Origin of the sequence: Ideonella sp. (genome assembly GCF_035254525.1) — a bacterium.
Classification (GTDB): domain Bacteria; phylum Pseudomonadota; class Gammaproteobacteria; order Burkholderiales; family Burkholderiaceae_C; genus Ideonella.
Window position 1 is genome coordinate 1 of the sequence record NZ_DATFAN010000203.1, and the last position, 12,175, is coordinate 12,175.

The following is a 12,175-nucleotide window of genomic DNA, read 5'->3' on the forward strand; positions in this document are numbered from 1 at the left end:
AGATCGTGCCGGTCGTCTGGCATGTGGACTACTTCGACGACCAGGGCTGGAAGGACCGCTTTGCGCTGGCCGAATCGTCGCGCCGGCAGCAGGCGCTCGCGCAGGCGCAGCCCGGCGCGAAGATCGTCGCGACGCCGCAGGTCTTCCTCGACGGGCGCGGCTTCGGAGCCTGGCGCGACGCGCGCGCCCTCCGCTCGCGGGTGCTGCGCTCGGCCACACCGGCGGGCGCGCCGTCGCTCGCGCTGGCGCACATCGAGCGCGATGGCGACAACCTGCGGCTCGAGTTGCGTGTCGAGGGCGCAAGCGCCGCTCTGCGCTGGCAGGCGGTGTTGCTGCAAAGCGGGCTGGTGTCACGCGTGACCGGTGGCGAGAACCAGGGCCTGACGCTGCAGCACGCTCACGTCGTGCGCAGCGCAACGGGGCCGCTGGCGGCATCGACGTCGGCCGCCGCGATGCGCGTGCTGCCGCTGCGGCTGGCGCTGCCACCCGCCGGCGATGCGGGCGGCATGCACGATGCCACGCTCGTCGCCTGGGCCGAGACCGAGGACGGCACGGTCGTCAACGCCACCTGGGCCGCCTGTGCGTTGTGAGCGTCCCCTGGGCCGGGCTGCACCCAGCCCGCCCCCCGACTATCCTTGCCCCGCCATGCTGCCCTCCATCCGCGGCGGCCCCCCTGCAAGGACACACCATGCACCTGGACCTCGACGGCGAAGGCCCGCAGTACCTGCAACTCAGCCGCGCGATTCGCCACGCGGTGCAGCAGGGCCGCATCGCCGGCGGCGCGCGCCTGCCGGCCACGCGCGAGCTGGCGCAGACGCTGGGGCTGGCCCGCAACACCGTGCGCGCCGCCTACGAGCACCTGGGCAGCACCGGCCTGCTGCGCGGCCGGGTCGGTGCCGGCAGCTTCGTCAACGCGGCCCCGCCGGCACTCGCCCCGGCGGGCCGGCCCGCCGCCGATTCGGCGCCGCGTGTCGACGCGCCCTCGGCCTGGGCGCGCCGCGCGCGTGCCCTCGAGCACGAATTCGCGCTCTGGCGCTACCGGCCCAGCCTGCGCCACAACCTGCAGTACGGCGAGCCCTTCACCGATGCGCTGCTGCCCGAGCAATGGCGCAACGAGCTGGCCCGCGCCGCGCTCTACACCGGCCCCGGCTACCCGCCGATGCAGGGCCTGCCCGCGCTGCGCGAGGCGGTGTGCGAGTACCTGCGCGAGCGGCGTGCGGTGCTGGCGACGCCGGACGACGTGATCATCGTCGCCGGCACGCAGCAGGGCCTGTCGCTGTGCGCTCGGGTGCTGCTCGACGAGGGCGACAGCGCCGTGATCGAGGAGCCGGGCTACTTCTCGATCAGGCAGACCCTGCTCACCCACGGCGCGCGTGTGATCGGCGTGCCGGTCGACCGGTCGGGGCTGGTCACCGACCAGTTGCCGGCGCGCCGGCCGGGGCTGATCTTCGCGACGCCCTCGCACCAGTTCCCGCTCGGCGCGGTGATGTCGCAGCGCCGGCGGCAGGAGCTGCTGCGTTATGCGGTGCGGCACGACACCTGGATCGTCGAGGACGACTACGACGCCGAGATCCGCTACGACAACCGCCAGGTCGCCGCGCTGCGCGCGACGGACAAGCCCGACCGCGTGATCTTCATCGGCACCTTCTCGAAGGTGCTGGCGCCGTCGATGCGGCTGGCCTACATGGTGGTGCCGCGCGGGCTGAAGCAGGACTTCGTCAACGCCAAGCGCCTGGCCGACATGGGCTGCCCGGCGATCGAGCAGGCCGCGCTGGCGCACTTCATGGCCACCGGCGGCTTCGAGCGCCACCTGCGCCGGGTCGTGCGCGCGCTGCGGGCGCGGCGCAACGCGCTGGTCACGGCGCTGCAGCAGCACGCCGGCGATGCCATCGAGCTGCAGGACAGCCCGGCCGGCATGCACCTCGTGGGCTGGCTCAAGGGCCGCGCCGCCGCGCGCGCCAACGACCTGACCGAGCAGGCCGCCGCGATGGGCCTGGGCCTGCACCCGCTGTCGCGCCACTACATGAACCCGCCCCGCACGCCGGGGCTGCTGTTCGGCTTTGCCGCGCAGTCGCCCAGCGAGATCGACGCCGCGGTGCGGCTGCTCGGCCGGGCGATCGACACCTTGTGAAAGGAGCCTGACCATGCCTCGCCTGCTGCACTACACCCTGATCGCCGGCGGCACCGCCGCGCTGCTCGACGGCCTGCTCGCCTGCACCTACTGGGGCATCGCCCGCGGCGCCGCGCCGATGCAGATCTTCCAGAGCGTCTCGGCCGGCCTGCTGGGCCGCGAGGCCTACAGCGGCGGCCCGCCCACCGCCTGGTTGGGCGTGGTGCTGCACCTGTTCATCGCGAGCATGATGGCCGCCGCCTACGGCCTGGCCGCCCAGCAGTGGCCCGAGCTGATGCGCCGCCCCCCCTGGCTCACCGGCCTGGCCTACGGCCTCGTGCTGTACGCCACGATGCACCTGGTGGTGCTGCCGCTGTCGCGCGCGTCGCCGCCGCCCACGATGTGGCCCTGGCGCATGGCCGACGTCGGCAGCCACCTGTTCTTCGTCGGCCTGCCGATCGCGTGGTGGGCCCGGCGACTGCTCGCGGCGGGCGCCGCGAGCGGATGACCGGGCCGGACCGAGCCTCTCAGGTCTTGGCTGATTTCTTCGCGGACTTGCGCGCGGCATCCAGCGCGGCGGCCTTCTGGGCGTGCTTCTCGGTGCGGGTCAGGTGCGGCTTGGCGGCTTTCTTGGCGGCCTTGGCGTCCTTGTCCTTCGACGCCTCCTTGGCCTCCTTGGGCTTGGGCTGCGCGCGGGTCGTGCGCACGGTCTTCGGCGCCTTGGGCCGGACCTGCTGCTCCTGGGCATGGCGCTCGTCGCGCTCTGCCTTCAGCTTGCGCCGTTCTTCCATCAGCTCCAGTTCCTCTTCGGACGGCGGGTCGTCGGCCCCGTGCGACTGGATGCGGCTCATCATCGCGGTGTGCAAGCGCACCCCGTTCCTGTGAAGCTGGTGCTGCATCGATGCGTGGCGAAGCGGCATGGCGAATTCCTCCGGCCAAGGGTGGGCGTTCAATGTAGGCCGTGGCGCCCGGCCGCGCCAGCCCCTGCCCCCAATTCAGTGGCGGATCAGCGCCGACGCGCGCTCGATCACCCGGAGCAGCTGGTCCAGCGAGACCGGCTTGGTCAGGTGCTCGTCGAAGCCGGCGCCGCGGGTGCGCTCGCGGTCGCTGCGCTGGCCGTAGCCGGTCATCGCCGCCACGTACAGCGGGTGGTGAACGGTCGAGCGCAGGCGGCGGATCACCTCGAAACCGTCCTGCTGCGGCATGTTCAGGTCCAGCAGCACCAGCGTCGGGTCGGTGGCGGTGGCCGAGCGCAGCGCCGGCTCGGCAGCGTAGGCCGCGTGCGCCTCGTGGCCGAGCTGCCCGAGCAGCATCACCATCGAGTCAGCCGAGTCGCGGTTGTCGTCGACCACCAGCGCCCGCAGGCGATTCGCCTGCACGGCGGGCCCGGCGGCGCCGACGACCGTGGCCGACACGGGCGCCTCGCAGGGCAGCACCAGCTCGAAGCGTGCGCCACGGCCGCGCCCCTCGCTGTGGGCGGTCAGGCTGCCGCCGTGCAGCTCGGCCATCGTGCGCGCCAGCGTCAGGCCGATGCCGAGGCTGCGCTCGGAGGGGTCGCGCGCCACGCCGGCCTCCTGCTCGAACAGGCCGAAGATGCGCTCCAGCGCGTCCGGCGCGATGCCCTGGCCGTTGTCGCACACGCGGGTGACGCAGCGGGTGCCGTCGACCACCACGCTGATCGTGATGCGGCCGCCATCGGGCGTGTAGCGCGCCGCGTTCGACAGCAGGTTGTGCAGCACCTGCGACAGCCGCGTCGGGTCGCCGTGCATGGGGATGGCCCGCGCCACCTCGATCTCGAGCCGATGGCGCTTGGCCACCATCAGCGGGCGCACCGCCTCGATGCTGGCCAGCAGCAGCTCGCGGTAGTCCAGGTGCTCGCGCTGCAGCGACATCTTGCCGGTCGCGATGCGCCCGACGTCGAGCAGGTCGTCGACCAGCCGGGTGAGCTGCCGCGCCTGGCGGTCGACCATGTCGCCCATCTTGCGCACGACCGGCGGCAGATCGGGCTGCATGCGCAGCACGCTGACGGCGTTGCAGATCGGCGCCAGCGGGTTGCGCAGCTCGTGCGCCAGCATCGCGATGAACTCGTTCATGCGCTGGGCGGCCTGCTCCAGCTCGATCAGCCGCCGCTGGTCCGACATGTCGCGCGTGACCTTCGCGAAGCCGCGGTGCACACCCGTGTGGTCGAACACCGGGGTGATCACCACGCCGGCCCAGAAGCGCGAGCCATCGTTGCGGATGCGCCAGCCCTCGTCCTGCAGCCGGCCCTCGGCGAGGGCGCGCCGCAACTCCTCACGCGGCCAGCCGGCCGCCACCTTGTCTTCCGGATAGAAGCGCTCGAAGTGCTTGCCGATGATCTCTTCCGGCCGGTAGCCCTTGATGCGCTGGGCGCCGGCGTTCCAGCTGATGACCCGGCCCTCGGTGTCGAGCATGAAGATCGCGTAATCGGTCACGCTGTCGACCAGGAGGCGGACGTTCTCCTCGGTCGAGGGCAGCGCGGGGTCGCGGGGAGGGCGGCCGCTGGCCGAGGGAGGCGGGGTCATGGCTGCCTGCGGGCAATCATCGTGCCGTGGGCGGCCGGATCCGCGCCCCAAGCCCCTGCGCTGGCGTGCGAGGGCGCCAACAGGGACAATGGCGGGTTCGCCTCGCGCGCCCATCCTCGAGCCTCGCCCAGGCCCCCACCGTGACCCGCCCCGACCTCGCCGCCCCGACCGTGAAGGCCCCGAAAGCCCAGAAAGCCCAGACAGCGCCAAAGGCCCTGACCGCCTATCGGCCGTACTGGGCCAAGCGCTTCGGCACCGCGCCCTTCCTGCCGATGAGCCGCGCCGAGATGGACGCGCTGGGCTGGGATGCCTGCGACATCATCATCGTCACAGGTGATGCCTACGTCGACCACCCGAGCTTCGGCATGGCGGTGATCGGCCGCACGCTGGAGGCACAGGGTTTTCGCGTCGGCATCATCGCGCAGCCCGATTGGCAATCGGCCGAGCCCTTCAAGGCGCTGGGCCCGCCCAAGCTGTTCTTCGGCGTGACCGCCGGCAACATGGATTCGATGATCAACCGGTACACCGCCGACCGGAAGATCCGCAGCGACGACGCCTACACCCCGGGCAACATCGGCGGCAAGCGGCCCGACCGCGCGAGCCTGGTCTACGCCCAGCGCTGCCGCGAGGCCTACAACGAGGTGCCCATCGTGCTCGGCGGCATCGAGGGTTCGCTGCGCCGCATCGCGCACTACGACTACTGGCAGGACAAGGTTCGCCGCTCGATCCTGGTCGATGCCAAGGCCGACCTGCTGCTGTACGGCAACGCCGAGCGCGCCATCGTCGAGATCGCGCACCGCCTGGCCGCGCGCGAGCCGGTGGGCCACATCACTGACGTGCGCGGCACCGCCTTCATCCGCCGCCACGATGACCCGACGGCCAAAGGCTGGTTCGAGCTCGACTCGAGCGAGGTCGACCTGCCTGGGCGCATCGACGAGCACATCAACCCCTACCAGACGACCAGCGAGCAGGCCGAGGCGCAAGGCACGAGTTGCACCAAGGAACAGGGCGACACGGCCGTGGCCGAGCCCGCGGTGAAGCCCATCACCTTCGTGCGCCCCCCCGCCGCGCCGGCATCGGGCCGCATCGCCCTGCCGCCGCGCGAGAAGACCGTGATCCGCCTGCCCAGCTACGAGCAGGTCAGGAGCGACCCGGTGCTCTACGCCCATGCCAACCGCGTGCTGCACCTGGAAACCAACCCCGGCAACGCCCGCGCGCTGGTGCAGCGCCACGGCGAGGGCAAGACCGCCCGCGAGGTCTGGATCAACCCGCCGCCGATCCCGCTGACCACGGCCGAGATGGACCACGTCTTCGACCTGCCCTACGCCCGCTCGCCGCACCCGGCCTATGCGGACGGCAAGGGCGGCCACGACGGCGCGACCAAGATCCCGGCCTGGGAGATGATCCGCTTCAGCGTGAACATCATGCGCGGCTGCTTCGGCGGCTGCACCTTCTGCTCGATCACCGAGCACGAGGGCCGCATCATCCAGAGCCGCTCGGAAGACTCGGTGATCCGCGAGGTCGAGGAGATGCGCGACAAGGTCAAGGGCTTTACCGGCGTGGTCAGCGACCTCGGCGGCCCCACGGCCAACATGTACCGCCTGGGCTGCAAGAGCCCGGAGATCGAGGCCGCCTGCCGCAAGCCGAGCTGCGTCTACCCCGGCATCTGCCCGAACCTGAACACCGACCATGCGCCGCTGGTGAAGATGTACCGCCGCGCGCGCAGCCTGAAGGGCGTGAAGAAGATCCTGATCGGCTCCGGCCTGCGCTACGACCTGGCCGTGCAGTCGCCCGAATACGTGAAGGAGCTGGTGCAGCACCACGTCGGCGGCTATCTCAAGATCGCGCCCGAGCACACCGAGGGCGGGCCGCTGTCCAAGATGATGAAGCCGGGCATCGGCGCCTACGACCGCTTCAAGGCGATGTTCGACAAGTTCAGCGCCGAGGCCGGGAAAGAGCAGTTCCTGATCCCGTACTTCATCGCCGCGCACCCGGGCACCAGCGACGAGGACATGATGAACCTCGCGCTCTGGCTCAAGCGCAACGGCTTCCGCGCCGACCAGGTGCAGACCTTCTACCCCAGCCCGATGGCCACCGCGACCGCGATGTACCACTCGGGCCTGAACCCGCTCAAGGGCATCCACCGCGACCCCAAGCGCGGCGGCGAGACGGTCGACATCGTGCGCGGCGAGCGCCGCCGCCGCCTGCACAAGGCCTTCCTGCGCTACCACGACCCGAACAACTGGCCGCTGCTGCGCGACGCGCTGAAGGACATGGGCCGCGCGGATCTCATCGGCAACGGCAAGCACCACCTGATCCCCACCTGGCAGCCGGCCACCGACGGCGGCTACCAGAGCGCGCGGCGCAGCAACTCGACGCCGGCGCCTTCCGCCCAGGCCGCTAGGGCGGCCCAGCCGGTCAAGCCCGCCAAGCCCGTCAAGGGCCGCATCCTGACCCAGCACACCGGCCTGCCGCCGCGCGACACCGGCAGCCGGCCGGCACGCAAGCCGCGCACGCGCTGACACCCACGAGGTAGGGGGGCATCCCCCTCAGGCTTGGGGGATGCACCCCCCACGGATGGGAGCCCCCGGGCTCACAGAGTTGGGGGATGCGCGCGCTTCGGCGGCAGACGACATTGGCAGCTCGGAATCGACGCTGCGCCTGCGACATCGGCACGGCCGACATCCGCTTGGCGCATTGCGCGAGGAGCCCACCATGCCAGTCGCAGTCTCGTTCCCCGGGGTCTACATCGAGGAGTTGCCCAGCGGCGTGCGCACCATCACCGGTGTGGCCACCTCGATCACCGCATTCGTCGGCCGCACCGCGATGGGCACCGACGCGCCGACGCTGATCAACGCCTTCGGCGACTTCGAGCGCCAGTTCGGCGGGCTCGACCCGACGTACCCGATGAGCTACTCGGTGCGCGACTTCTTCCAGAACGGCGGCGCCAAGGCGGTGATCGTGCGGCTGTACAAGAAGAAGAGCGGCGAGGGCGTCAACGACGCCGCGAAGATCGCCCTGACCAACCTCGACCTCGTCGCCGCGTCGCGCGGCAGCTGGGGCAACACGCTGCGGGTGCGCATCGACGACAAGGTCTCGGAGGACGTCGCCACGCGCTACGGCCTGGCCAAGGCGGACCTGTTCAACCTCACCGTGCGGCGCGGCTCCGACGGCGCGCTCGAGACCTTCGTCAACCTCACGGTGAAGGAAAGCCCGCGCCGCGTCGACCGGGTGCTGGCCAACGAATCGGCCCTGCTGCGCGTGGCCGACACGACCACGCTGCCCGGCACCACCGTGCCGCCCAAGCACGCCGACCCCGGGGCGGGCAAGACGATCTGGAACGACGACGCGGCGTCCACCCCCGTGGCCACCGCCGGCCAGGCCAGCGACAGCGAGCCGCTGGACGACGCCACCTACCAGGGCAGCGAGGCCGACAAGACCGGCATCTTCGCGCTGCAGCGGACCGACCTGTTCAACCTGATGTGCATCCCGCCGGACACCCGCGAGGGCGACACCACCCCGGCGGTCTACAGCATCGCGCTCGACTTCTGCGTCAAGCGCCGCGCGATGCTGATCGTCGACCCGCCCGCGGCCTGGGACTCGGCCAACGACATCGTCGGCAACAACAACGCCGCGCTGACCGCGCTCGGCCTGGCCGGCGAGCGGGCACGCAACGCCGCGCTGTTCTTCCCGCGCCTGCGGCAGGCCGACCCGAGGCGCGACGGCCAGCTCGACACCTTCGCGCCCTGCGGCGCGCTGGCCGGCCTGATGGCGCGCACCGACACCAACCGCGGCGTGTGGAAGGCGCCGGCCGGCGTGGACGCGGCCATCTCCGGCGCGCAGGGGCTGGCGGTGAGCCTGACCAACGACGAGAACGGCCAGCTCAACCCGCAGGGCGTGAACTGCCTGCGCGTGTTCCCCATCATCGGCACCGTCGCCTGGGGCGCACGCACGATGCGCGGCGCCGACCTGCTGGCCGACGAATACAAGTACGTGCCCGTGCGGCGCACCGCGCTGTACATCGAAGAGAGCCTGTACCGCGGGCTGCAGTGGGTGGTGTTCGAGCCCAACGACGAGCCCCTGTGGGCGCAGATCCGGCTGAACGCCGGCGCCTTCATGCACAACCTGTTCCGCCAGGGCGCCTTCCAGGGCAGCACGCCGCGCGACGCCTACTTCGTCAAGTGCGACAAGGAGACGACGACGCAGAACGACATCAACCTGGGCATCGTCAACGTGGTGGTCGGCTTCGCGCCGCTGAAGCCGGCCGAGTTCGTGATCATCAAGCTGCAGCAGATGGCCGGCCAGATCGACGTCTAAAAGGCCCCGACCCCAACGTTCGCACCCTCTCGATCAAGGAGCCGACCATGGCCCAGTTCACCGTCAACGCCCAGCGCTTCGACCCCTACAAGAACTTCAAGTTCAGGGTCAAGTGGGATGGCCGGTACGTGGCCGGCGTGTGCAAGGTCAGCGCGCTCAAGCGCACGACCGAAGTCGTCAAGCACCGCGACGGCGGCGACCCGAGCAGCAGCCGCAAATCGCCCGGCCGCACCGAATTCGAGGCGATCACGCTGGAGCGCGGCGTCACGCACGACAAGGAGTTCGAGCAGTGGGCCAACAAGGTCTGGAACTTCGGTGCCGGCCTGGGCGCCGAGAGCTCGCTGAAGGACTTCCGCAAGGACGTGATCATCGAGGTCTACAACGAGGGCGGCCAGCTCGCGATCGCCTACAAGGTGTTCCGCGCCTGGGTCTCCGAATTCCAGGCCCTGCCCGATCTCGATGCCAACGCCAACGCCATCGCGATCCAGCACCTGAAGCTGGAGAACGAAGGCTGGGTGCGGGATGTCGAGACGCCCGAGCCCGCGGAGCCGAGCTTCACCGAGCCGGCCTGACCCCGCCGCCCGGCGCGATGGACCCCCTCGATGAGCCCGCACGACGGCCACGGCGCGCTCGGCGCACAGGCACTGCTGCAGGCCTGGGAGCAGGCGCAGGCGCTGCACCCGCTGCAGCGCGCCGACGTGCTGCTCGGCCTGGCCTGGCCCGAGGTGGCGCCGGGCGCCTGGGGCACGCTGCCGCTCGGCACGCGTGACGCCCACCTGTTCACGCTGTTCGAAACCCTGTTCGGTGCCACGCTGGACCTGCGCGTCGATTGCCCGGCCTGCGGCGAGGCGCTGGAGCTCGCGCTGCGCACCACCGACCTGCGGCCCGAGCCGCCCGATGCCGGCGCTGGCGTGCCGCCGCTGCAGTGCGAAGGCTACGAGCTGGCCTACCGCCTGCCCGGCAGCGACGACCTGATCGCGCTAATTGACACCGGCGATGCCCGCGACCCCGACGCCGCGATGGCCCGCCTGCTCGACCGCTGCGTGCTGCAGGCCCGCCACGCCGGCCAGCCGGTGGCCGCCATCGAGTTGCCGCCGCCGGTGATCGAGCGCCTGCAGCAGGAGATGGCCGTGCACGACCCCGGCGCCGACCTGCGCGTCGCGCTGGCCTGCCCGGCCTGCGGCCATGGCTTCGACCGCCGCTTCGACATCGGCGCCACGCTGTGGGACGCGCTCGACGACTGGGCCGAGCGCACGCTGGCCGAGGTGCACACGCTGGCCAGCGCCTATGGCTGGAGCGAGCCGCAGGTGCTGGCGCTGGGCGCCGCGCGTCGGCAGCGCTACATCGCGATGGTGCAGGGATGAGCGCGAGCGTGAAAGGGTCATCTCGCCAATCCCCGGCCGGCCACCTGGCCCGGCTTGTCGAGCGCGTGGCGCCCGGCGAACCGATCCTGCGCCGCCGCCGGCCTGCGCTGTTCGAGGGCGCCACGGTGGCTGCCGTCGATGGGTCGATCGATGTTGCCGACGAGTCCATGGCGCTGCCGCGCGGCACGCCCGAGCGCGGCGGCGTGGCCGCACCGGCACCTCAGCGGGCTCCCGTCCTGCCGACACCTTCGGAGCCCGCCCTCGCCGCGGCCGCGCACCCCGCAGCGGACCATGCGCCGCCGCGCATCGACGCGACGATCCGCGCCACCGCATTGCCACCGCCCGCTCGCGCCCGGCCCGACCCGCCTGCCGCGGCCCCCGCGGGCGCGCCGCCGTCGCTCACGCGCGCGGCACCGTCGGCGAGCGTGGCCGCGCCGGCCGAGGCACCCCGTCGGTCGGGCAACCCGGCACCCGCGCCCATCAGCGAACCTGCCCGGCACGCCGACCGCACTGCCGCGTCACCACTGCCGGCAACGCTGCCGCGCCTGACCGCCACCCAGGCCGTGCCCGCGGTGCTGCCGCTGCGGCCCGCGCGGCCGGTGCCGCCACCGCATGCCCCAGGCCGCCGCAACCTGCCCGCGGCCCAGCGGCCCGCCGCTGCGGCACCGCCCCCCGCGCTGCCGCCGATCGAGGTGACGATCGGCCGCATCGAGGTGCGTGCCACCCACGCGGCGCCGCCCGCGCCGCGCCAACATGGCACGGCCCCGCGGCTCGGCCTCGACCAGTACCTGCGCGAACGCGGAGGCCATCGATGAGCGGTGCCCTTGCCATCGCCGGCGTCACCGCCGCCATGAAGGACCTGCTCAACGACGGGCTGCTGAACCACGACCTGTCGGCGCTGGGCAGCTTCTCGGTCACCGCGCAGGCGCCGGACCGCATCAACACCGGCAACAACGAGACCAACCTGCTCAACGTCTTCCTCTACCAGGTCACGCCGAACCTGGGCTGGCGCAACGCCGACCTGCCCTCGCGCGACGCCCGCGGCCAGCGCATCAGCAACCCGCCGCTGGCGCTGGACCTGCACTACCTGCTCACCGCCTACGGCACGCAGGACCTGAACGCCGAGATCCTGCTCGGCTACGCGATGCAGCTGCTGCACGAGACGCCGATGCTGACGCGCGAGCAGCTGCGCACCGTGCTCGGCCCGCCCTCGCCGGTGGACGGCAACACCGTGCCCGGCATCTTCGGCACGCTCTCGGCCGAGGACCTGGCCGACCAGCTCGAGCTGATCAAGATCGCGCCGAACTACCTCGGCGCCGACGAGTTGTCGAAGCTGTGGACGGCGATGCAGGCACGCTGGCGCCCGTCGATGGCCTACATCGTCTCGGTGGTGCTGATCCAGGCCAACGGGCCGGTGCGCGCGCCGCTGCCGGTGCTGCAGCGCGGCGCGAACGACCGCGGGCCCAGCGCGCAAGCCGCGCCGCCGCCGGTGCTGCAGGCGGTGCGCAACGCGCTGTCGCCGCTGTGGCCGGCGCTGCAACTCGGCGACGACGCACTGCTCGCCGGCAGCGGCCTGCAGCGCGAGGCCACGCTGAGCGCCGTGTTCGACTGCGGGCGGCTGGGCCTCACGCTCGAGCGCCCGCTCGCTGCCGGCGCATCGGCGAGCGAGCGACGGACCCACCTGCCCACGCCGGCCGAAGACAGCGCGGCGATGGCGGACTGGGGCATCGGCGTCTACGCAGTCTCGATCCGCGTCGTGCAGGCCGGCCAGCCCGCCTGGTCGACCAACGCCGTGCCGATCGCGCTGGCCCCGCGCATCACCGCCTCGCCGCTCGCCGCCG

11 protein-coding genes are annotated in these 12,175 nt (G+C 72.1%); 9 read left to right on the forward strand and 2 right to left on the reverse strand.

Annotated elements, in window-relative coordinates; translation table 11 throughout:
- The 3 genes from VJ693_RS22690 to VJ693_RS22700 form a co-directional block, all read left to right on the forward strand.
- Positions 1-590, forward strand: a 590-nt coding sequence (locus tag VJ693_RS22690; RefSeq protein WP_324158005.1) for a DUF1223 domain-containing protein, incomplete at its 5' end; no start/stop codon positions are given.
- 98 nt (positions 591-688) lie between these two features.
- Positions 689-2,131, forward strand: coding sequence for a PLP-dependent aminotransferase family protein (locus tag VJ693_RS22695; RefSeq protein WP_324158007.1), 1,443 nt, complete (start codon positions 689-691; stop codon positions 2,129-2,131).
- Between the two features lie 13 nt (positions 2,132-2,144).
- Positions 2,145-2,618, forward strand: coding sequence for a DUF1440 domain-containing protein (locus tag VJ693_RS22700; protein ID WP_324158008.1), 474 nt, complete (start codon positions 2,145-2,147; stop codon positions 2,616-2,618).
- A 19-nt stretch (positions 2,619-2,637) separates the two neighbouring features.
- Here the strand turns inward: VJ693_RS22700 and VJ693_RS22705 are convergent, their stop codons facing one another.
- Both VJ693_RS22705 and VJ693_RS22710 read right to left on the reverse strand, forming a co-directional pair.
- Positions 2,638-3,030, reverse strand: a complete 393-nt coding sequence (locus VJ693_RS22705; protein WP_324158010.1) for a hypothetical protein — start codon at positions 3,028-3,030, stop codon at positions 2,638-2,640.
- 75 nt (positions 3,031-3,105) lie between these two features.
- Positions 3,106-4,653 (reverse strand): PAS domain-containing hybrid sensor histidine kinase/response regulator, encoded by a 1,548-nt coding sequence (locus VJ693_RS22710; protein ID WP_324158012.1) that lies wholly within the window; start codon positions 4,651-4,653, stop codon positions 3,106-3,108.
- A 170-nt stretch (positions 4,654-4,823) separates the two neighbouring features.
- Here VJ693_RS22710 and VJ693_RS22715 point away from each other — a divergent pair, with 170 nt between their 5' ends.
- The 6 genes from VJ693_RS22715 to VJ693_RS22740 all read left to right on the forward strand — a co-directional run.
- The gene (locus VJ693_RS22715) at positions 4,824-7,175 is read left to right on the forward strand and encodes a YgiQ family radical SAM protein (protein ID WP_324158022.1); all 2,352 of its coding nucleotides are present in this window, start codon (positions 4,824-4,826) and stop codon (positions 7,173-7,175) included.
- Positions 7,176-7,368: 193 nt separating this feature from the next.
- Positions 7,369-8,970 carry a phage tail sheath family protein gene (locus tag VJ693_RS22720; RefSeq protein WP_324158013.1) on the forward strand — a complete coding sequence of 534 codons (1,602 nt, stop codon included), beginning with the start codon at positions 7,369-7,371 and terminating at the stop codon, positions 8,968-8,970.
- Between the two features lie 47 nt (positions 8,971-9,017).
- Positions 9,018-9,542, forward strand: a complete 525-nt coding sequence (locus VJ693_RS22725) for a phage tail protein (protein WP_324158015.1) — start codon at positions 9,018-9,020, stop codon at positions 9,540-9,542.
- A gap of 30 nt (positions 9,543-9,572) precedes the next feature.
- Entirely contained in the window at positions 9,573-10,334 is a 762-nt protein-coding gene (locus tag VJ693_RS22730) for a hypothetical protein (RefSeq protein WP_324158017.1), read from the forward strand.
- Positions 10,335-10,342: 8 nt separating this feature from the next.
- Positions 10,343-11,149 (forward strand): hypothetical protein, encoded by an 807-nt coding sequence (locus VJ693_RS22735; RefSeq protein ID WP_324158019.1) that lies wholly within the window; start codon positions 10,343-10,345, stop codon positions 11,147-11,149.
- Positions 11,146-12,175 (forward strand): DUF4255 domain-containing protein (locus tag VJ693_RS22740; protein ID WP_324158021.1); only part of this gene is annotated, 1,030 nt, incomplete at its 3' end. The genes VJ693_RS22735 and VJ693_RS22740, both read left to right, overlap by 4 nt.

Bases quoted from the DNA above. Each gene is read 5' to 3' on its own strand.
- VJ693_RS22700 (WP_324158008.1), top strand. From the start codon at position 2,145: ATGCCTCGCCTGCTGCACTACACCCTGATCGCCGGCGGCACCGCCGCG.
- VJ693_RS22695 (WP_324158007.1), top strand. From the start codon at position 689: ATGCACCTGGACCTCGACGGCGAAGGCCCGCAGTACCTGCAACTCAGC.
- VJ693_RS22730 (WP_324158017.1), top strand. From the start codon at position 9,573: ATGAGCCCGCACGACGGCCACGGCGCGCTCGGCGCACAGGCACTGCTG.
- VJ693_RS22710 (WP_324158012.1), bottom strand. From the start codon at position 4,653: ATGACCCCGCCTCCCTCGGCCAGCGGCCGCCCTCCCCGCGACCCCGCG.
- VJ693_RS22725 (WP_324158015.1), top strand. From the start codon at position 9,018: ATGGCCCAGTTCACCGTCAACGCCCAGCGCTTCGACCCCTACAAGAAC.
- VJ693_RS22705 (WP_324158010.1), bottom strand. From the start codon at position 3,030: ATGCCGCTTCGCCACGCATCGATGCAGCACCAGCTTCACAGGAACGGG.
- VJ693_RS22720 (WP_324158013.1), top strand. From the start codon at position 7,369: ATGCCAGTCGCAGTCTCGTTCCCCGGGGTCTACATCGAGGAGTTGCCC.